This window comes from Ruminococcus sp. 8Y-12 (assembly GCF_058119865.1).
This window is the reverse complement of the sequence record NZ_CM176623.1, coordinates 4,116,490-4,135,976: the sequence shown is the minus strand read 5'-3', so window position 1 is coordinate 4,135,976 and position 19,487 is coordinate 4,116,490. Positions and strand designations below refer to the sequence as shown.

Below are 19,487 nucleotides of genomic sequence, written 5' to 3'. Positions count from 1 at the left end.
TATAATGAAAACAACAAAAGAGAAAGAGATAAGTTAAAAGAAAACTTGGGAAAGAAACATAAGGAGGACAGTCCAGTGGGATACTAAAGAAATCATTCAAATTCAACATGATCAGTTGATAAAGTCGTGCTCTATTAAATAATTAAGAGCGGATTGAAACAAGTGTTTAGGAAGGTGAATGAAAAAATAAGCAACGAAATCTGAGAAAGAGAGGTATGGACCACCAAAAACTTAAATTGAGTTGTTTTTGTATAGCACAGAGACAAGGAAGAGGTACAGAATGATTGAAGTCCATTAGGAACGGATATGTGAGTGAAATCTGTAAGTAACAGAAAGGTTCCATGAATGAGACGATCTGACGAAATAAAAATAATTGTTATAATTAGCTAAAACCATTAAAGTAAAGTAATCAGACAAATAAATGAAACTGGTCATTGCAGTAATGAAGAGTAGATTATAAAAAAGAAATCATTTAGATGAAAGTATTTATTATAATGAAGAGTAATTATTGAAGATGGAAAAAGTCATTGGAAGTTCGATGAAATGAGGAAAATGGAACAGCTATTATAAGAAACAATATTTTTATCCAGTAGAGAATCTTATAGATGAGAAAACTGTGAAACTGATAAAAAACTGCATATCCGTTCTTTTTGTGTTTCGTATTAGTCAAGAGCATTGCCGGGCAGAGAAAAGCCTGGGCAGTGCTTTTTTTGTATAATAAAAAATTCCATTTCCCAGCCAAGGTACATTCTTTGTTCTTTCCCGGAAAAGTCCTTTGGAATTTCCTATCATAAAAGGAAGGACCTCACATATATTGTGTAAAAGGGGTGAGGCCATGAAGGAAAAGGACGAGTTTATAAAAATCTTTTCTATGAATATAAGAACCATATTGTCAAAGATCTGTGCTGACTTTGGACAGGTACAGGAGATCAGGCTGAGGGTAGGAAGGCCCATGATGCTTACCTACCGGGGAAGAGAATACTTTGTCACAGAGGGCGGAGAGTTGAAAAACAGTGAGACAAGCGGATACATTGTGAGCAAAAAGGAACTGCTGGAGACAATGGAATATATTGCCAATTATTCCATGTATGCCTATGAGGAGGAGTTGCGCCAGGGATTTCTCACGATTCAGGGAGGCCATAGGGTTGGGGTGGCGGGCCGCATCATCATGGATGGGGAGAGGGTCCGAAATGTGAAGTATATCTCTTTTTTGAACGTAAGGCTTTCCCACCAGGTAAAGGGCTGCGCGGACCCGGTGATACCCTATGTGGTAAAGGAAGGGGAGGTGTGCCACACTCTGATCATTTCCCCGCCCCGCTGCGGCAAGACAACCCTTTTAAGGGACCTGATCCGGCAGATCTCCAATGGGGGCAAATACTGTTCGGGAAAAACTGTGGGGGTTGTGGATGAGCGCTCCGAGATCGGCGGGGCCTACCTGGGAGTTCCCCAAAATGACCTGGGGATGCGCACGGATCTGCTGGACTGCTGTCCCAAGGCAGCGGGCATGATGATGCTGGTCCGTTCCATGTCCCCCAGAGTGATTGCAGTGGATGAGATCGGGGATTATGAGGACATCCATGCCATTGAGACGGTGGTAAACTGCGGGTGCAAGCTGATAGCCACCGTTCATGGATGTGATATGGAGGATATCAGGCGCAAACCGCTGCTTCAGAAGCTGGTGAAGGAGAGGGTTTTTGAGCGTTACATTGTCCTACATAACCAAGGGGGTGTGGGGAGTGTGCGGGAAATCATGGACGAAAGGGGAAGTATCCTCTATGAGGGGAGGCGGGGCGGATGATCCGGTGGCTGGGTATAGGACTGGTAATCGCAGGCTCCACTGCCGTAGGACTGGCTGTGAGCTGGGAGATGGAAAAACGCCTTGTACAATTGAGAGAGATGAGGAGAATGGTGGGAATGCTGGAGGGGGAAATCCGGTGTGCCAACTCTACACTCTCCGAGTGCTTCAGGCATGTGGCCGGGCGCATCTGCGAGCCCTTTGGTGCTTTTTTAGAAAACATGGCGGAACATATGGAAGAGTTCCGGGGGGATACGGTGCAGGAAATCTTCACACAGCATGTAGAGCAGGACTTAAGGGATACGGCTCTGGCTACGGAGGACCTGGAACAACTGAAGAGACTGGGCGAGCAGTTGGGGTATCTGGATGCGCAGATGCAGCTGAATGCTCTCGCGCTTTACCAGAACCAGCTGGAGGATTCCTATAAAAGGGCGGCGGAGGCTTTTGCGGGGAAAGCAAAGCTCTGCCGTTATCTGGGGCTGATGGGCGGACTGTTTCTGGCCATTATCTTTATTTAGGGAAGGGAGATGGGCATGAGTGTAAATCTGATCTTTAAAATAGCGGCTGTGGGTATTCTGGTCTCAGTGTTGAGCCAGGTACTGAAACAGAGCGGAAGAGAGGAACACGCTTTTTTGGCAAGCCTGGCAGGACTGATATTGGTACTCTTCTGGATACTTCCCTATATTAATCAATTGTTTGAGAGCATAAAAAGCCTATTTTCACTGTAAGGGGGAAATACTATGCTGAAAATTGCGATCCTGGGACTGACGGGCATATTAACTGCACTTTTGATTAAAGAGGTAAAACCGCAGTTTTGTGTGTATATCAGTATGGCAACCTGTTTGCTGATCTTCTTTTATGCACTGAACAAGCTGTCCTTTATGACAGATACGCTCCAGACCCTGCGGGACTACATCAGCCTGAAAGATTCATACCTGACATCCCTCATGAAGATAGTGGGGATCACATACATCGCTGATTTTTCGTCCAACCTCTGTAAAGACGCAGGGTACTCTGCCATTGCAGGGCAGATTGAGTTTTTTGGAAAGATATCCATACTGGCAATCAGCACCCCCGTGATTTTAGCGCTTCTGGATACCATCAATGAGTTTCTGATGTAGAGGTGATCCGTGAAAAGAATAAGGTTGTTGGTGCTGGTTTTGATGATTATTGGGTCAGGCCTTTGTAAAATACAGGTGCAGGCTGCTGAGGATGAGTTTACAGACAGCTTTATGGGGGAGCTGGGGCTGGATGAGATTGACGATACTCTGGAGGAGCTTTTGGAGGACAAGTCCTTTAGCTTTACGGAGGCGGTGAAGCAGCTGGTAAAGGGAGAAATACCTCTGTCGGCCGGGGCGGTAGGAGATCTGGCCAAAAACGCGCTTTTCTCTGAACTGGAACAGCACAAGGATACGGCAGTACATATCTTGATTTTGATCATTGTAGCTGCCGTTTTTACAAATTTTGCCAATGTGTTTGAGAAGAGTCAGGTGGCGGACGTGAGCTTTTATATGATGTATCTGCTGCTTTTTACCATGCTGATGAAAGCATTCTACAGCATGAGCTCTATGACCACGGATACTTTGAACCACATCCTGACATTTATGAAGCTGTTGATTCCCTCCTACTTTCTGGCTGCAGCCTTTGCCTCAGGTTCCATCTCAGGAGCCGGTTTTTATGAGCTGACACTGATCCTGATCACAGTGATTCAGTGGGTGCTCAAGTACCTGGTGCTGCCGGCAGTTAATCTGTTTGTGCTGTTCTCAATGCTGAACTATCTCACAAAGGAGGAGTATCTCTCCAAAATGGCAGAGCTTCTGAAAACCTTTGTGGAGTGGACGCTAAAGACATTGGTGGCAGCAGCAATCGGTTTTCAGGCAGTCCAAAGTCTGATCCTACCCGCTGTGGACGCACTCAAAACTACTGTGATGAACAAGACAGCAGGTGCAATTCCGGGTGTGGGAAATATTTTCAGCGGGGTCACGGAGGTGGTTTTGGGGAGCGCTCTTCTGATCAAAAATGCCATTGGGGCAGCAGGGTTGATCCTACTCACCCTGATCTGCCTGGTTCCGTTTGTGAGACTTGGCATCTGCACACTCTTATACAAAGTCATGGCAGCCCTGATACAGCCGGTTACGGACAAGCGTATGTTGGGATGTGTCAGCAGTGTGGGGGAAGGTGCAGCTCTGCTGATGAGGATTCTGCTGATGACAGGGGTTCTGTTTTTTGTATCCATTGCCATGGCCACTGCATCCATTAAAGGGGGGTAATATATGGAGGCTTTTTACGGGTGGATTCGGAACATTGTCTGTTTTCTGTGCATTCTCAACGTATTTTTACAGGTGTTGCCAGGGGGAGCTTTCAAAAAATACGTGCGCTTTTTCGGCGGACTTTTGCTGGTGGTGATTGTGCTGAACCCTCTGGCCGAGTTGGTGAAGGTATCCGGAAGCTTTGAAAAGGCGTGGCGGATGGAAAGCTTAAAGGAGGAGGTGGATAACTTGGAACTGACGAAACAGGGAATGGAGGAGTTCCGCTCCGAGAAAATTAATGAAGCATACAAAAAAGAGCTGAAGCGGCAGATTGAGGAGGTAGTCAAGGCCTATGACTTTTCTCCTGTAGATACGGACATTACTTTTGAGGATGGGGAGGATGGGGTGCAGATGATCCGTGAGGTAGCGCTTAAGATTGCTCCAAAGCAGGGGGAGGAGATCTCTATTCCCAAGGTGGGGAACACTCAGACCCAGGATGACGCAGAAAACATAAAAAAAGAGATTCAGGAAGTCTATCATATTTCTATGGATAATATAAATATTATTGTACAGGAGTAGCCTATGGAAAAGGGAACATCAAAGCTTCTGGAAAAGATGAAACATATGAAGAAAAACCAGTGGTTTATTTTGGTTTTGGTGGGAATCCTGATTTTAGTGATTGCCATGCCGGTAAATCCGAAAACTGCAGAAAAGGAGGAGGTTGTGCCCAAAGAGACGAAAACCGCAGATACGGATATGGAGATACTGGAAAAGCGTCTGACGCAGGCATTGGAGAAGGTGTCCGGAGTAGGAAAGGTGGAGGTAATGATCACCAAGAGATCCAGCGGTGAAAAGATCGTGGAGAAGGATAGTCCGGTAACGGATCAAAGCACCAAGGAGGAGGACAGTGAAGGCGGAAGCCGCAGTGTGGAGGAACATACCCTGGGGGAGGAAACAGTGTATACCCAGGATGGAGGCGGAGGCCAGACCCCCTACGTGGTGGAGGAGCTGGAACCGGAGATTGCAGGTGTTGTTGTTGTGGCCCAGGGAGGTGATAATTCCGTAGTGGTTCAGAATATTACTGAGGCAGTTATGGCATTATTTGGAGTCGAGCCGCATAAAATCAAAGTAATGAAGATGAATTAAGGAGGGGGAAGTGTGAAACATATCTTTAAGAAGAATCAAATCATCATCACTGCACTGGCTGTTATGATCGCAGTAGCCGGTTACCTGAACTATTCGGGGACAAAGCTGGGGTCAGAGGTATCTCAGACCATAGCGGATAAGGACAGCGTGAAAAAAGAGACCGAGACGACCGAGACAGGGGAGACAGGCGATGACAGTGCATTAGTGGACATTGAGAGTCTGGATGAAGATTATTCGGATGGCTCACTCACCGTTGAGGATGCGGCGGAGGCGGAAAACGCCCAGGCTGCGGAGACGGACAGCGCTCAGGCAGAGGGTGAAATATCCGATGAAGCGGCAGCTTCCGATGCGGCAGACGCAGAACAGGTGACAGACACGCCTGGGGAAGCAGTACTTACCAGCATTCCGGGAAGTTCCGGATTTGCGGCGGAAGCCAAGCTTTCCAGGGAGCAGGTCAGAGCAAAGAATAAAGAGACTCTGCTGGAAGTGATCAACAATGTGAACATATCAGACGACCAGAAACAGGATGCCATCAACAGCATGACAGAGTTGACAAAGATTGCTGAGAAAGAAGCCGCTGCAGAGCTTCTGCTGGAATCCAAGGGCTTTGAGAACGCGGTTGTCAGCATCACGGACGGCACAGTGGACGTGGTCATTGCACAGTCGGAAGTGACGGATGCGCAGCGCGCCCAGATTGAGGATATTGTAAAGAGAAAGACCGAAGTATCTGGTGAGAACATTGTGATCACTCCTATGAAGTCCACCACGGATGCAACACAGGATCAGGAACAGAATCAAGAATAATAAGAGCAGGGGCCGGAAGAGCCGGCCGCCGGATTGCCGCAGAGCGTAAGACACGCCTGCGGCATTTTGGTTGCTTCGTTAGGGGGTATCATCCGGACGTCACCCGGGCGTTGGCATCTCTCACGCAAACACGTGCAACGCTCTGCTCCGGAGGAAGCGTCCTCTTTCCCATCATGAACTGCTACCACCCACAGTATTCTTTTTTGGATACTGACATCAGGCAGGTTGACAGCCCCCATCAACCCTGCTAAAATAGCCTGGGATAATATGAATTTCATTGGAGGTACTATCGTGACCGATATTAAAGAAGAAATAAAAAAACGCCGTACATTTGCCATCATCTCCCATCCGGATGCAGGTAAGACGACCCTGACGGAAAAATTTCTCCTCTATGGAGGAGCCATTAATCTGGCCGGCTCTGTGAAGGGCAAGGCAACTGCCAGGCATGCTGTGTCTGACTGGATGGAGATTGAAAAGGAGAGAGGTATCTCCGTAACCTCCTCTGTGCTGCAGTTTAATTACGGAGGTTACTGCATCAATATTTTGGACACACCGGGACATCAGGATTTCTCTGAGGATACCTACCGCACCCTCATGGCAGCAGACTCTGCGGTGATGGTGATTGATGCGTCCAAGGGCGTGGAGGCACAGACCAGGAAGCTTTTTAAAGTCTGTGTGATGCGCCATATACCGATTTTTACTTTTATCAACAAAATGGACCGGGATGCCAATGACACCTTTGAGCTTTTGGATGACATAGAGAAAGAGCTGGGCATCGCTACCTGTCCCATTAACTGGCCCATCGGTTCAGGAAAGAGCTTTAAAGGCGTTTACGAGCGCGGAAGTCACCGGATTACCGTGTTTACGGATACAGAGAAGGGGACAAAGGAGGGAGAAGCAAGAGAGATTGATCTGGACTCACCGGAGATTGATGAGATCGTAACTCCGGATCAAAAAAGCCAGTTGATGGAGGAAATCGAGCTGCTGGACGGCGCAAGTGCGGAGTTTGACCAGGAGATGGTGAATAAAGGGCAGCTATCCCCTGTATTTTTTGGATCTGCGCTCACCAACTTTGGAGTGGAGATATTTCTGAAACATTTCCTGCAGATGACCTCTTCTCCACTGCCCAGGACTGCGGATATCGGCCAGGTTGATCCCATGGAGGAGGACTTTTCCGCATTTGTATTTAAGATTCAGGCGAATATGAACAAAGCCCACAGGGATAGGATTGCTTTTATGCGCATCTGTTCCGGAGAGTTTGACGCGGGGATGGAGGTATACCATGTCCAGGGAAACAAAAAGCAGCGCCTTTCCCAGCCTCAGCAGATGATGGCCCAGGAGCGGCACATTGTGAGCAAAGCCTACGCGGGGGATATCATCGGAGTGTTTGACCCGGGGATTTTTTCCATTGGTGATACGATCTGTATGCCGGGAAATAAATTTGCCTATGAGGGCATACCCACCTTTGCGCCGGAGCATTTCGCCAGAGTGCGTCAGGTGGATACCATGAAGCGCAAGCAGTTCGTCAAAGGGATCAATCAGATTGCCCAGGAGGGCGCGATCCAGATTTTCCAGGAGTTCAACACCGGTATGGAGGAGATTATTGTGGGCGTGGTGGGTGTGCTTCAGTTTGAAGTGCTCAAATACCGCCTGGAAAACGAATACAATGTGGAAATCCGCATGGAAAATCTGCCCTATGAGTATATACGCTGGATTGAGAATAAGGATATTGACCTGAATAAGCTGATGGGTACCTCTGACATGAAGAAAGTTAAGGATTTAAAAGGTAATCCGCTGCTGTTATGGGTCAATGAATGGAGTATCCGTATGACTCAGGAGCGAAATGAAGGTCTGGTGCTGACCGAGTTCGGGCGCTCCTGATTATACCCGAAAATATATTTGCTAAAAAATATACAGTTTGGTATAATAAAAAGAAAAGCGGTAACGATTCAACAAACATGACATAAAGTCAATCAACGCATCGAAAGATGTGGTCGTACTCTGTTAAATTACCAAGCGTGAATTGAAACAAACAACAGGAAGGTACGGAACAGCTACGAAGAGCGAACAAATACAGGAGGTTACGTGTATGGGCAGAGAAGACAATCAGAACAGTTATACAATACAGAGCGAAGAGAGTTTCGGACAGGTACAGATCGCGGATGAGGTAGTGGCCATCATCGCGGGCCTGGCTGCCACTGAGGTGGAGGGTGTGGCCAGCATGGCGGGAAACATCACCAACGAGCTGGTGGGAAAGCTGGGAATGAAGAACCTCTCAAAGGGCATCAAGGTCACTGTGGAGGAAGGCGTGGTACAGGTGGATGTGGGACTCAACATCGCATACGGATACAGCGTACCCAAGACCAGCAAAAAGGTGCAGGAGAAAGTAAAAGCGTCCATTGAAAATATGACAGGGCTGACGGTATCGAGCGTGAATGTCAGGATTGCCAGCGTGAGCATGGACAATCGCAGATAGGATGCAAAAAGCGGGAAAAGCGTAAGGGGGTGTCTGTGTTAAGACATCCTTTTTCTGCACATGGGAAGCAGATGGCTTTCGGGAAAACAAAGGGCCGAAGGGTCTGAATGAGAAAAGGAAAAGAATATGACAAGAAGAGAACTGAGAGAGCATATATTCAAATTGCTGTTTTTTGTGGAATTTCATCAGGAAGAGGAACTTCCGGAACAGGTTAAAATGTACTTTGAGGAGCTGTCAGAGGTAAAGGAGGCGGACCACGAGTACATAGAGGAAAAGTATGCCCATATAAAGGAGAAGCTGCCGGGGATCGACCAGGCCTTAGATGAGGTTTCCAAAGGCTGGAAGACAGGCAGAATGGGCAAGGTGGATCTGACCATTCTGCGGCTTGCAGTCTATGAGATGAAGTATGATGAGGATATTCCGGTGGGCGTGGCCATCAACGAGGCCGTTGAGCTGGGAAAAACATTCGGAGGAGATGATTCTTCCGCATTTATTAACGGAATTTTGGCAAAACTGGTATAGAGGATGGTGGACAGATGCAGAAGGCGTACTCCGTAGGACAGATCAATGCGTACATCAAAAACATGTTTACCCAGGACTTTGTACTGAGGAGGATCTATGTGAAGGGGGAGGTGTCCAACTGCAAATACCACACTTCCGGTCACATCTATTTCTCCCTGAAAGACGAGACAGGTGCCATTGCCTGCGTGATGTTTGCAGGTTCCCGAAAGGGTCTGGGGTTTCATATGGAGAACGGACAGCAGGTGGTGGTGTTGGGTGGGATCAATGTGTACGAGCGGGACGGACGCTACCAGCTGTACGCGAGTGAGATCATCCTGGACGGAGCGGGACTGCTCTATGAGAAATTTGTGGCTCTGAAGCGGGAGCTGGAGGAGATGGGGATGTTTGCCAGTGATTACAAGCAGCCCATTCCCAGGCATGTGAAAAAGCTGGGTGTGGTCACTGCGCCTACGGGGGCGGCCATTCGGGATATCATGAATATCTCCACAAGGCGCAATCCCTATGTGCAGTTGATCCTGTATCCTGCTCTGGTACAGGGCGAAGGTGCCGCGGAAAGCATAGTAAAGGGGATCCGTCTGCTGGATGAGTACGGCGTGGATCTGATGATCGTGGGCCGGGGCGGCGGTTCCATTGAGGACCTCTGGGCCTTCAATGAGGAGAAGGTGGCGAGGGCGATCTTTGAGTGCGCCACACCCGTAATTTCTGCCGTGGGCCATGAGACGGATACCACCATTGCAGATTATGTAGCCGATCTGCGCGCCCCCACACCCTCCGCGGCTGCGGAGCTGGCGGTGGAGGACATCCGCCAGACCCAGCAGCAGATACTGCAGTATCAGATTACCCTGGAGCGCCTGCTTGCCGGACAGATACGGGAGGCCAGAAGCAGACTGGAACAGTACCGGCTGAAGGTGGGATATTTAAGCCCCGAAAACCAGATACGGGAAAAGCGCCAGCAGCTCGCGGAGCTTGAGGAGCGTCTGGGAGTTCTGATGGAAGGAAAAGTAACAACTGCCAGGCACCGGATGATGCTTTATGTGGAAAAGCTGAGAGGGCTCTCACCCCTGGATAAGCTAAAACAGGGATATGCCTTTGCAGCGGATGAGGAAAACAGAAAAGTCACCTCTGTCTCCCAGGTGGAGGCAGGCAGCCGGATGAGAGTGTATGTATCCGACGGTTGCCTAATCACGCGTGTGGAGGAGAAAGAGGGATAAGGTGTTACTGTGAACAGTAAACAAGGTTGCAACAAAGTCAGGCAGAAGTGATGGAGGAGGCATAGGATGGCACAGGATGAAAAAAAGAAAGAGCTGACGCTTGAGGAGGCTTTTTCCAGGTTGGATGTAACCATAGAGGCCCTTGAAAGCCGGGATATCACATTGGAGGATTCCTTTAAAAAATACCAGGAGGGTATGGAGCTTTTAAAGGAATGCAGCCAGAAGATTGACAAGGTGGAAAAGAAGATGCTTGTTTTGAATGATAATGGAGAGACGAATGAATTTTAAAGAACAAATGGACCTGCGCACGCAGGAGGTACAGTGCATTATTGAAAAATACCTTCCAGAAGAGGAAGGCTTTCAAAAGACGCTTCTGGAGGCTGTGAATTACAGTATGACCGCAGGGGGGAAACGTTTGAGGCCACTGCTGATGCTGGAGACGTACCGGATGTTCGGCGGCAGCACAGAGGTGGTGGAGCCTTTCATGGCCGCGATAGAGATGATACATACCCATTCTCTCATCCACGATGACCTGCCGGCCATGGACAACGATGAGTACCGCAGGGGAAGGAAGACCACGCATGTGGTGTTCGGGGAGGCCATGGGTATACTGGCGGGGGATGCACTGCTGAATCTAGCCTATGAGACAGCGGCCGTAGCCTTTGAGTTGGAACCAGAAAATGAGAGGATCGGGTGTGCGATCAGGACACTTTCCAGGAAAACAGGTATCTATGGAATGATGGGCGGACAGTCTGTTGATGTGGCTTCTGTGGGCCAGGAATTGTCCAGGGAAAAGCTGAATTTCATATACAGACTTAAGACAAGCGCGCTGATCGAAGCGTCTATGGTCGTTGGGGCAGTTCTGGCGGGAGCAAGTGAACAGGAGCTTGAGACCGTGGAACAGATCGCTTCTGATATCGGTCTGGCTTTTCAGATCCAGGATGATATACTGGATGTAACCAGCACCATGGAGGTATTGGGCAAACCTGTGATGAGTGATGAGAAGAATAAAAAAACGACTTACGTGACCCTGGAGGGTCTGCATAAGGCTACGGCGGATGTGAAAGAGGTATCCGACAGGGCGATACAGACCCTGGACGGACTGGGGCGGGAAAATGCATTTCTCAGGGAACTGATTTTACAGCTGGTATACCGGGAAAAATAGAGGGTGAACCTATGGTTTTAGAGAAGATAAATGAGGTCAATGACATTAAAAAGCTGGACAGCGGAGAGCTGCCTTTACTGGCGGAGGAAATCCGGGACTTCCTACTCGAAAAAATCAGCGTCTCGGGCGGCCATCTGGCCTCTAATTTGGGGGTGGTGGAGCTGACCATGGCGCTGCATCTGACCTTTGAACTGCCAAAGGATAAACTGATATGGGATGTGGGGCACCAGTCCTACACCCATAAGCTGCTGACCGGGCGCAGGGACGGCTTTGACACCCTGCGTAAATACGGTGGAATGAGCGGATTTCCAAAGCGGAAGGAAAGTCTGTGTGATGCCTTTGACACAGGACACAGCTCTACCTCCATCTCAGCGGGCCTGGGCTACGCCAGAGCCAGGGAAATCACAGGGGAGGACTATAAGGTAGTCTCCATTATAGGCGATGGCTCCCTGACGGGAGGAATGGCCTATGAGGCTCTGAACAATGCGGCAAGGTTAAAGAGCAACTTTATGATCATACTCAACGACAACAATATGTCCATCTCCGAGAACGTGGGAGGTATGTCCTCCTACCTGGCGGATCTGCGCACTAACGACGCCTACACGGGACTGAAAAACGGTGTGACCAATACCCTGAACAAGATTCCGGTTTATGGGGACCGGATCGTGTCCAGAATCCGCAGGACGAAGAGTGGGATCAAGCAGCTTTTTATTCCAGGAATGCTTTTTGAGGATATGGGGATCACCTATTTGGGGCCTGTGGACGGGCACAATATCCAGCAAATGATGCGTGTGTTCCAGGAGGCCAGTAAGCTCAATGAGGCGGTGCTCATCCATGTGATTACGCAGAAGGGGAAGGGGTATGTCCCCGCGGAACGCCATCCTGCCAGGTTCCACGGGGCGGAGCCCTTTGACCTTGAGAGCGGGCTGCCCACCCACAAACGGTTGAAGGCCAACTACACGGATATCTTCTCCACAGTCATGCGCAAATTTGGGGACCGGTATCCCAAGGTGGTGGCGGTGACCGCTGCCATGCCGGATGGAACCGGACTGAAAAGGTTTCGGAACATGTTTCCAGATCGGTTTTTTGATGTGGGGATTGCGGAGGAGCATGCTGTCACCTTCGCGGCAGGGCTGGCCGCAGCGGGACTGATCCCGGTGGTGGCTGTCTATTCATCCTTCCTGCAGAGGGCCTATGACCAGATTCTGCACGATGTCTGTATCCAGAATCTGCACGTGGTCTTTGCCATAGACCGGGCGGGGCTTGTGGGCAGTGACGGGGAAACCCACCAGGGGATTTTCGACCTGTCTTTTCTGTCCACCATACCCAACATGTGTATTATGGCTCCGAAAAATAAGTGGGAGCTCTCCGATATGATGAAGTTTGCGGTGGACTATAGCGGTCCCATTGCGCTGCGCTATCCCAGAGGGGAGGCCTATGACGGGCTGCGGGAGTTCAGGGCTAGCGTTCTGTTTGGCAGAGGTGAGATTCTCTACGACGAGGAGGAGATCCTGCTGCTGGCTGTGGGAAGCATGGTGAAGACCGGGGAGGAAGTGCGCCGGCAGCTAAAGAGGCTGGGGTACGCCTGCAGTCTGGTCAACGCCAGATTTGTCAAACCCATAGATGAGGAGCTCATTGGCAGGCTGCATAGGGAGCACCGGCTGATTGTGACTATGGAAGAGAATGTGCGAAGCGGCGGGTTCGGGGAGCATGTGGTGGCTTACTTAAACGACCTGCAGAGCGAGGCAAAGGTGATAAACGTGGCCCTGCCGGATGACTATGTGGAACACGGCAATGTGGATCTGCTGAGAAAAGAGGTATGCATTGACCCGGACTCCATTGTGAAAAGAATCGTGTCCTCCTATGTGGGGATGTTAGAATAGGGCATAGACGGAGGAAGAGATGAAAGAGCGTTTGGATGTATTGCTTGTGCAGAGGCAGATGGCAGCCTCCAGAGAGAAAGCCAAGGCTATAATTATGGCGGGCTGCGTGTACGTGGAAGGACAGAGGGAGGACAAGGCCGGGTCCATGTTCCAGGACTCGGTCAGCATAGAGGTGAGGGGAAATACCTTGAAGTACGTAAGCCGGGGAGGACTGAAGCTGGAGAAGGCTATGGAAAAATTCGGCGTAAAGCTGGCGGGAAGGGTGTGCATGGACATCGGCTCCTCCACAGGCGGATTCACGGACTGTATGCTTCAGAACGGGGCCGTGAAGGTATACGCTGTGGATGTGGGGCATGGACAGCTGGACTGGAAGCTTCGCCAGGATGAGCGGGTGGTATGCATGGAAAAGACGAATATTCGCTATGTGACCCCTGAGGATATTCAGGAGCCCGTGGATTTTGCCTCCATTGATGTGTCCTTTATCTCCCTGACAAAGGTACTTCTGCCTGCCAGGGAACTGCTGACGGAGGAGGGCCAGATTGTCTGCCTGATCAAGCCCCAGTTTGAGGCTGGCAGGGAGAAGGTGGGCAAAAAGGGCGTGGTGAGGGACCCCTCGGTTCACAGAGAGGTGATTGAAAAGGTATTGGAGTACGCGAAAGGCATAGCGTTTGAGCCAATACATTTGGACTTTTCTCCCATCAAAGGGCCTGAGGGAAATATTGAGTATCTGCTTCATCTACAGAAACACGGGGAAGGCACATACTGGGAGGAGACTCCCTTTTCCATAGAAGAGACCGTGGCGACAGCCCACGGGGCTTTAGATTAGCAGGTGAGGGTATGGATAAATTTTACATAATTACCAATGAATTGAAGGACCCCCAGCTTGAGACCGCCAAAATGGTGCGGGAATACTTGACCCAAAAGGGAAAGGAGTGCATTATCCAGAAGCACGCAAAACCGGGGGAAGTGCGCTCCTATAAGTATACCAACGCCAACCTGGTGCCGGAGGATGTGCAGTGTGTTCTGGTGGTGGGAGGGGATGGAACCCTTCTGCAGGCTTGCAGGGATCTGGTGGAGCGGGAAATCCCTCTTCTGGGCATCAATCTGGGGACACTGGGATATTTGGCGGAGATTGACAGACAAAATATCTTTCCGGCACTGGATAAGCTGGTGTTGGACGAATACGTGGTGGAGCGCAGGATGATGCTGGAGGGCAAAGCCATGCGCATGGGAAAGCACCTGATGCAGGATCTGGCCCTCAACGATATCGTCATCGGCAGGGAGGGGCGTCTGAGGGTGATTGATTTTAATATCTATGTAAATGGGGAGTTTCTAAACGCCTACTGTGCGGACGGAATCATCGTCTCCACGCCCACGGGCTCCACAGGGTACAGCCTCTCCGCCGGAGGGCCTATCATATCTCCGGAGGCCTCTATGATCCTTCTCACACCCATTGCGCCCCACACACTGAACACCAGAAGCATTGTCCTGCCCGAGGACGCGGTGATCACTGTGGAGATCTGTGAGGGCCATTCAGGGACCAGGGAAGGTGCTGTGGTGACCTTTGACGGGGACACTTATATGAGTCTGAGCTGCGGCGATCAGGTGGAGATATCCAAAGCGGCCAGGTCCGCCAGGTTGGTCAAGATCAACAATATCAGTTTCTTAGAGGTTCTGCGCAAAAAGATGAGCAGCCAGTAGCGGAGGTAAGACCATGAAAATAGCACGACACGCAAAAATTATTGATCTCATAAACCAGTATGAGATCGATACGCAGGAGGAGCTGGCCGAGCGGCTGAATGCGGAGGGGTTCCGCGTGACCCAGGCAACTGTTTCCAGGGACATCCGGGAACTCAAGCTGACCAAGATCGCGCTGAATGGGGGAAAGCAGAAATATGCGGTGATGAGGCCCCACAGCGCAGGCATGGATGAGAAGTATCTCAGGGTGTTAAAGGACGGCTTTGTCTCCATGGAGATGGCTCAGAATATCCTGGTGGTTAAGACTGTCTCAGGGATGGCCATGGCCGTGGCAGCCGCGCTGGACGCTATGCAGTGGTCCGAGGTGGCAGGGTGCATAGCAGGGGATGATACCATCATGTGTGCCATACGGAGCGCGGATGACACCCTGCTGGTCATGGATAAGATCAGTAAAATCATAGAGAAAGCATAGTGATCACGCCAAGGCGTATTTGAATCAGCAGGCCTGCGCATTTGTTGCGCAGTTCGGGAGAGAGCAAAGGTAGAAAAATGTTACTGAATATTCATGTAAAAAATATGGCGCTGATCCAGGAGGCGGAAATCGACCTGGGCCAGGGATTGAATATACTCACAGGTGAGACCGGGGCCGGTAAGTCCATCATCATTGGCGCAGTCAATGTGGCTCTGGGGGCGCAGAGCTTTAAGGGATTTGCAAGAGATGGAGCGGATCAGGCGCTGTCGGAGCTGGTATTCTCTGTGGAAGATGACAAGTGCAGGCAGAGGCTAAAAGATCTGGGTGTGGCCCTGGAGGAAGACCTGGTGATTATCTCCAGAAAGCTGACCGGGGGACGCAGCATTAGCAAGGTGAACGGGGAAACGGTTCCCGTATCCAGAATCCGTCAGATAGCGGAGGTCCTGATCGACATCCATGGCCAGCACGAGCATCAGTCCCTACTCTACCGGAAAAATCATTTGGGGATACTGGATGAGTTTGCCAAGGAGGAGCTAACGCCCTTAAAAGAGATCAACAATCAGCTCTACAAAGAGTACAAAAAACTGGAAAAAGAGCTGGAACAGTCGGCCATGGATGAGACGGCCAGGGCAAAGGAGGCAGACTTTCTACGGTTTGAGATCCAGGAGATTGGCGCCGCTGGTTTGAGCACAGGGGAGGATGAGGAGCTGGAGCGGTCCTACCGCAGGATGGCAAATGCCAGAAAGATCATAGAGTCAGCCGGGGAAGCTTACGGCTACACAGGATATGACAATGCAGGGGCCGGGGAACTGACGGGACGGGCGCTGCGCAGCCTGTCAGGGGCCGCAGCCTACGATGAGGCCCTGGAGGGCCTTACAGAGCAGCTGGCGGACATTGATAGCCTTCTAAACGACTTTAACCGGGAATTGGCTGATTACATGGCAGGGCTGACTTTTGACGACGGAGAGTTTGCTTCTCTGGAGGAGCGCCTGGATCTGATAAATCGTTTAAAGGCAAAATATGGAAACTGCATTGAAGAGATTTTGGCATACAAGCAGGAAAAAGAGGAAAGACTTACAGTATTAGATGATTATGAGGCATACAAACAGAGGCTGGAGGCTGCATTTAAGACAAGCAGGGAGGCACTCTTCTCTAATGCAAAGGAGATGTCTAAGATACGCCATCGCTATGCACAAGATCTTCAGAAAAGGATCAAGGAGGCTTTGGAGGATCTGAATTTCTTAAATGTGGAGTTTGAGATTGGCTTTGAACGGCTAAAGGAGCCGGGTCCGGAAGGATACGACGAAATCTGTTTTCAAATTTCCACTAACCCTGGGGAGGCGGTAAAACCATTAAATGAGATAGCCTCCGGTGGCGAGCTTTCCAGAATCATGCTGGCCATAAAGACAGTGATGGCGGACAGGGATGCCACGGGGACCTTAATTTTTGATGAGATCGACGTGGGTATCAGCGGAAGGACGGCTCAGAAGGTCTCTGAAAAGATGGCAGTGATTGCCGGAAATCACCAGGTGATCTGTATCACCCATCTTGCCCAGATAGCGGCAATGGCGGACTGCCATTTTGTGATCGAAAAAAAATTCGAAAATCAGATGACGATCACTTCTATTAGAAAGCTGGACGGCGCACAGAGCGTGGAGGAGCTGGCGCGTATCCTGGGTGGCGTAGAGATTACAGACACGGTGCGCAGAAATGCAGAAGAGATGAAAGAAATGGCATTACGAACAAAAAAATACTAGTGTGAAACAGACGTATCTTCACATACTAAAAGAGGATGTACCGCTTGGTATATCCTTTTCTCTTGCATACGAAAGTCCCTTAGACTTCTCGATGCAGGAAAAAAAGCCCCTCATTTGTGTTGGAGGGGTCCAAATTTTTGGAAAGGATGTGAAGAGATGGCAAAGAAAAGAAGCGTTCTGTTTCTGGCCTTGATTTGTACAGTGGTTGGAATCGGCTTTTATTTATTAAAAAACAGCATTCCTGACCAGGTCAATTTATTGGCAGGGCAGGAAGGACAGCTGGAACTGAACTATCCAATGAATGAACTGGTACAGGAGGAGGTGGTGGCAGCCGACAGCCAGGGCAAATCGAATATTCCTGACGGACAGGTGAAAGTGACCTGTAAGCTTTTGGGTGTAATCCCAATCAAAGACATACAGGTAAATACAGTGGAGAAGAAAAGTGTCATTCCGGGCGGACTTCCCATAGGCATTTATATGAAGACAGAGGGCATCCTGGTGGTGGGTACAGGGACCGTGGGAGGAATGGATGGGCTGGACTATGAGCCTGCGGTGAACATTTTACAGTCTGGGGACTATATATTGAGTGTAAACGGATGTGAGATCCAGAAAAAGGAAGAGCTGGTGGAAAAGGTAAATGAGGCGAAAGGGCAACAGGTGAGCCTTACGGTCCGCCGCAACGGGGAGACTACAGAACTTTCCCTGGCGCCTGTCCAGACAGGCAATGAGGAATACAAGCTGGGCATCTGGGTGAGGGATGACACCCAGGGTATCGGAACACTGACGTATGTGGATACGGAGGGAGAATTTGGCGCCCTGGGGCATGGAATCAGTGATGTGGATACCGGGGGACTTCTTTTCCTGAAAACCGGGACCCTCTATCACACGGATATACTGTCTGTAAACAAGGGTGAGCGGGGTGTGCCGGGGGAACTGGCAGGCGTGATCCGCTATCAGGATGACCAGATTCTGGGCGAGATCAATGAAAATACCAACCGGGGAATCTTTGGGACAGTCAATAACAGACTGCGCTCAGGGATGAGTGAGGATACCGTGGAGGTGGCTTTTAAGCAGGAAATCGAACAGGGGCCGGCCACAATCTACTGCGCTGTGGATGGCCAGGTGAAAGAATATGGGATACAGATAGAAAAAATCTATCTAAACAGCAAAGAGGCGAATAAAGGAATGGTAATCCGGGTAACGGATGAGGAACTCCTGGCAAAGACAGGTGGAATTGTGCAGGGAATGTCCGGTTCCCCCATTCTGCAGAACGGGAAACTGGTGGGCGCGGTAACCCATGTTTTTATCCAGGATTCTACCTGTGGATACGGCATTTTCGCGGAAAATATGCTGGAGCATTAGGACACATGGAGAAATCTGTCGAATCTACGAGATAAGTTTTTCTTGATAATGACGGGAGATGTCTATATAATACAATTAGTTTTGACTGTGGGGCAAAACCAAATTGTAAAATATGGAGGAGCGCATTTATGGATAAATTAAATGTAGCAATCGCCGACGATAATGAGAGAGTCGTTCAATTACTTGAACATATCGTCAGCAGCGATGATGAGCTGGCTGTTGTGGGTAAAGCCGGCAACGGAGAGGACCTGGTGGACATCATTAAGAAGAAGCAGCCGGATGTAGTACTGTTGGATATTATAATGCCCAAGGTGGACGGGCTGAGTGTAATGGACAGGGTTAACCGGGACAAAGAAATCAAAAAACATCCAGCCTTTATCGTCATCACTGCCGTTGGACAGGAAAAGATCACAGAGGATGCCTTTGATTTGGGAGCGGACTACTATATTCTGAAGCCCTTTGACAATGATATGGTAATCAACCGGATTAAACACACAAGGATGAACAGAGAAAAAAACTTTGCTGAGGTTCGCAGAGTGAATGCCTACGAGAGCAAGGATGAATACATGGAGAGAAACCTGGAGACAGATGTGACAAACATTATCCACGAAATCGGCGTTCCGGCCCATATCAAGGGATACCAGTATCTGAGGGACTCCATCATTATGGCTGTGGGAGATATGGACATGCTCAATTCCATCACAAAGATACTGTATCCAACCATAGCGAAAAAACACCAGACAACACCCAGCCGTGTGGAGAGAGCCATCCGGCACGCAATTGAGGTGGCATGGAGCAGGGGAAAAATGGATACCATTGATGAACTATTTGGCTATACCGTAAACAATGGCAAGGGCAAACCTACGAATTCAGAATTTATTGCACTGATTGCCGATAAAATCCGACTGGAGTATAAAAATAGATAATGCTTTTCATTAAAGCCAAAA

The 19,487-nt window shown here is 49.6% G+C and carries 21 protein-coding genes; all 21 read left to right on the top strand.

From position 1 onward, the window contains the following. The first annotated feature begins 835 nt into the window (after nt 1-835). The 21 genes from spoIIIAA (at nt 836) to spo0A (ending at nt 19,466) form a co-directional block, all read left to right on the top strand. A complete protein-coding gene (gene spoIIIAA, locus AC0THY_RS16690) occupies nt 836-1,798 on the top strand; it encodes a stage III sporulation protein AA (RefSeq protein WP_489991724.1) in 963 nt (320 codons plus the stop codon). Further along, complete coding sequence (locus AC0THY_RS16685; RefSeq protein WP_489991723.1) at nt 1,795-2,313, top strand: stage III sporulation protein AB; 519 nt, start codon at nt 1,795-1,797, stop codon at nt 2,311-2,313. Before spoIIIAA ends, AC0THY_RS16685 begins: the two co-directional genes overlap by 4 nt. A 15-nt stretch (nt 2,314-2,328) precedes the next feature. After that, on the top strand, nt 2,329-2,523 hold the full coding sequence (spoIIIAC, locus tag AC0THY_RS16680) for a stage III sporulation protein AC (RefSeq protein WP_489991722.1): 195 nt from the start codon (nt 2,329-2,331) through the stop codon (nt 2,521-2,523). A 12-nt stretch (nt 2,524-2,535) separates the two neighbouring features. Continuing rightward, nucleotides 2,536-2,916: a stage III sporulation protein AD gene (gene spoIIIAD / locus AC0THY_RS16675; RefSeq protein ID WP_489991721.1), complete on the top strand. Its 381-nt coding sequence runs from the start codon at nt 2,536-2,538 to the stop codon at nt 2,914-2,916. 9 nt (nt 2,917-2,925) lie between these two features. Next, nucleotides 2,926-4,065 carry a stage III sporulation protein AE gene (locus AC0THY_RS16670; protein WP_489991720.1) on the top strand — a complete coding sequence of 380 codons (1,140 nt, stop codon included), beginning with the start codon at nt 2,926-2,928 and terminating at the stop codon, nt 4,063-4,065. Between the two features lie 3 nt (nt 4,066-4,068). Then, nucleotides 4,069-4,623, top strand: coding sequence for a stage III sporulation protein AF (locus tag AC0THY_RS16665; RefSeq protein ID WP_489991719.1), 555 nt, complete (start codon nt 4,069-4,071; stop codon nt 4,621-4,623). Between the two features lie 3 nt (nt 4,624-4,626). Further along, a complete protein-coding gene (locus AC0THY_RS16660) occupies nt 4,627-5,190 on the top strand; it encodes a stage III sporulation protein AG (RefSeq protein WP_489991718.1) in 564 nt (187 codons plus the stop codon). Between the two features lie 12 nt (nt 5,191-5,202). Then, nucleotides 5,203-5,994 (top strand): SpoIIIAH-like family protein, encoded by a 792-nt coding sequence (locus AC0THY_RS16655; protein WP_489991717.1) that lies wholly within the window; start codon nt 5,203-5,205, stop codon nt 5,992-5,994. A gap of 267 nt (nt 5,995-6,261) precedes the next feature. Then, a complete protein-coding gene (locus tag AC0THY_RS16650; protein WP_489991716.1) occupies nt 6,262-7,875 on the top strand; it encodes a peptide chain release factor 3 in 1,614 nt (537 codons plus the stop codon). Nucleotides 7,876-8,083: 208 nt separating this feature from the next. Then, nucleotides 8,084-8,470: an Asp23/Gls24 family envelope stress response protein gene (locus tag AC0THY_RS16645; protein WP_489991715.1), complete on the top strand. Its 387-nt coding sequence runs from the start codon at nt 8,084-8,086 to the stop codon at nt 8,468-8,470. 126 nt (nt 8,471-8,596) lie between these two features. Next, a complete protein-coding gene (gene nusB, locus AC0THY_RS16640; protein WP_489991714.1) occupies nt 8,597-8,992 on the top strand; it encodes a transcription antitermination factor NusB in 396 nt (131 codons plus the stop codon). 14 nt (nt 8,993-9,006) lie between these two features. After that, entirely contained in the window at nt 9,007-10,203 is a 1,197-nt protein-coding gene (xseA, locus tag AC0THY_RS16635) for an exodeoxyribonuclease VII large subunit (RefSeq protein ID WP_489991713.1), read from the top strand. Between the two features lie 66 nt (nt 10,204-10,269). After that, complete coding sequence (xseB, locus tag AC0THY_RS16630) at nt 10,270-10,491, top strand: exodeoxyribonuclease VII small subunit (protein ID WP_489991712.1); 222 nt, start codon at nt 10,270-10,272, stop codon at nt 10,489-10,491. Beyond that, nucleotides 10,481-11,368 carry a polyprenyl synthetase family protein gene (locus AC0THY_RS16625; protein WP_489991711.1) on the top strand — a complete coding sequence of 296 codons (888 nt, stop codon included), beginning with the start codon at nt 10,481-10,483 and terminating at the stop codon, nt 11,366-11,368. Before xseB ends, AC0THY_RS16625 begins: the two co-directional genes overlap by 11 nt. A gap of 11 nt (nt 11,369-11,379) precedes the next feature. Continuing rightward, the gene (dxs, locus tag AC0THY_RS16620) at nt 11,380-13,251 is read left to right on the top strand and encodes a 1-deoxy-D-xylulose-5-phosphate synthase (protein ID WP_489991710.1); all 1,872 of its coding nucleotides are present in this window, start codon (nt 11,380-11,382) and stop codon (nt 13,249-13,251) included. A gap of 19 nt (nt 13,252-13,270) precedes the next feature. Then, entirely contained in the window at nt 13,271-14,077 is an 807-nt protein-coding gene (locus AC0THY_RS16615; RefSeq protein WP_489991709.1) for a TlyA family RNA methyltransferase, read from the top strand. Between the two features lie 11 nt (nt 14,078-14,088). Next, complete coding sequence (locus AC0THY_RS16610; RefSeq protein WP_489991708.1) at nt 14,089-14,952, top strand: NAD(+)/NADH kinase; 864 nt, start codon at nt 14,089-14,091, stop codon at nt 14,950-14,952. A 13-nt stretch (nt 14,953-14,965) separates the two neighbouring features. After that, the gene (locus AC0THY_RS16605) at nt 14,966-15,421 is read left to right on the top strand and encodes an arginine repressor (RefSeq protein ID WP_489991707.1); all 456 of its coding nucleotides are present in this window, start codon (nt 14,966-14,968) and stop codon (nt 15,419-15,421) included. A 77-nt stretch (nt 15,422-15,498) separates the two neighbouring features. After that, complete coding sequence (gene recN, locus AC0THY_RS16600) at nt 15,499-17,178, top strand: DNA repair protein RecN (protein WP_489991706.1); 1,680 nt, start codon at nt 15,499-15,501, stop codon at nt 17,176-17,178. A gap of 156 nt (nt 17,179-17,334) precedes the next feature. Continuing rightward, nucleotides 17,335-18,540 carry a SpoIVB peptidase gene (spoIVB, locus tag AC0THY_RS16595; protein ID WP_489991705.1) on the top strand — a complete coding sequence of 402 codons (1,206 nt, stop codon included), beginning with the start codon at nt 17,335-17,337 and terminating at the stop codon, nt 18,538-18,540. A gap of 128 nt (nt 18,541-18,668) precedes the next feature. After that, entirely contained in the window at nt 18,669-19,466 is a 798-nt protein-coding gene (spo0A, locus tag AC0THY_RS16590) for a sporulation transcription factor Spo0A (protein WP_489991704.1), read from the top strand. Nucleotides 19,467-19,487 lie beyond the last annotated feature (21 nt).

What these genes read in the sequence shown, in the direction of transcription:
- AC0THY_RS16615 (WP_489991709.1), top strand. Translation starts at nt 13,271, where the DNA reads ATGAAAGAGCGTTTGGATGTATTGCTTGTGCAGAGGCAGATGGCAGCC.
- spo0A (WP_489991704.1), top strand. Translation starts at nt 18,669, where the DNA reads ATGGATAAATTAAATGTAGCAATCGCCGACGATAATGAGAGAGTCGTT.
- AC0THY_RS16625 (WP_489991711.1), top strand. Translation starts at nt 10,481, where the DNA reads ATGAATTTTAAAGAACAAATGGACCTGCGCACGCAGGAGGTACAGTGC.
- AC0THY_RS16660 (WP_489991718.1), top strand. Translation starts at nt 4,627, where the DNA reads ATGGAAAAGGGAACATCAAAGCTTCTGGAAAAGATGAAACATATGAAG.
- spoIIIAA (WP_489991724.1), top strand. Translation starts at nt 836, where the DNA reads ATGAAGGAAAAGGACGAGTTTATAAAAATCTTTTCTATGAATATAAGA.
- AC0THY_RS16650 (WP_489991716.1), top strand. Translation starts at nt 6,262, where the DNA reads ATGAATTTCATTGGAGGTACTATCGTGACCGATATTAAAGAAGAAATA.
- AC0THY_RS16645 (WP_489991715.1), top strand. Translation starts at nt 8,084, where the DNA reads ATGGGCAGAGAAGACAATCAGAACAGTTATACAATACAGAGCGAAGAG.
- AC0THY_RS16685 (WP_489991723.1), top strand. Translation starts at nt 1,795, where the DNA reads ATGATCCGGTGGCTGGGTATAGGACTGGTAATCGCAGGCTCCACTGCC.
- spoIIIAC (WP_489991722.1), top strand. Translation starts at nt 2,329, where the DNA reads ATGAGTGTAAATCTGATCTTTAAAATAGCGGCTGTGGGTATTCTGGTC.
- dxs (WP_489991710.1), top strand. Translation starts at nt 11,380, where the DNA reads ATGGTTTTAGAGAAGATAAATGAGGTCAATGACATTAAAAAGCTGGAC.
- AC0THY_RS16605 (WP_489991707.1), top strand. Translation starts at nt 14,966, where the DNA reads ATGAAAATAGCACGACACGCAAAAATTATTGATCTCATAAACCAGTAT.
- AC0THY_RS16665 (WP_489991719.1), top strand. Translation starts at nt 4,069, where the DNA reads ATGGAGGCTTTTTACGGGTGGATTCGGAACATTGTCTGTTTTCTGTGC.
- spoIIIAD (WP_489991721.1), top strand. Translation starts at nt 2,536, where the DNA reads ATGCTGAAAATTGCGATCCTGGGACTGACGGGCATATTAACTGCACTT.
- nusB (WP_489991714.1), top strand. Translation starts at nt 8,597, where the DNA reads ATGACAAGAAGAGAACTGAGAGAGCATATATTCAAATTGCTGTTTTTT.
- spoIVB (WP_489991705.1), top strand. Translation starts at nt 17,335, where the DNA reads ATGGCAAAGAAAAGAAGCGTTCTGTTTCTGGCCTTGATTTGTACAGTG.
- recN (WP_489991706.1), top strand. Translation starts at nt 15,499, where the DNA reads ATGTTACTGAATATTCATGTAAAAAATATGGCGCTGATCCAGGAGGCG.
- xseB (WP_489991712.1), top strand. Translation starts at nt 10,270, where the DNA reads ATGGCACAGGATGAAAAAAAGAAAGAGCTGACGCTTGAGGAGGCTTTT.
- xseA (WP_489991713.1), top strand. Translation starts at nt 9,007, where the DNA reads ATGCAGAAGGCGTACTCCGTAGGACAGATCAATGCGTACATCAAAAAC.
- AC0THY_RS16610 (WP_489991708.1), top strand. Translation starts at nt 14,089, where the DNA reads ATGGATAAATTTTACATAATTACCAATGAATTGAAGGACCCCCAGCTT.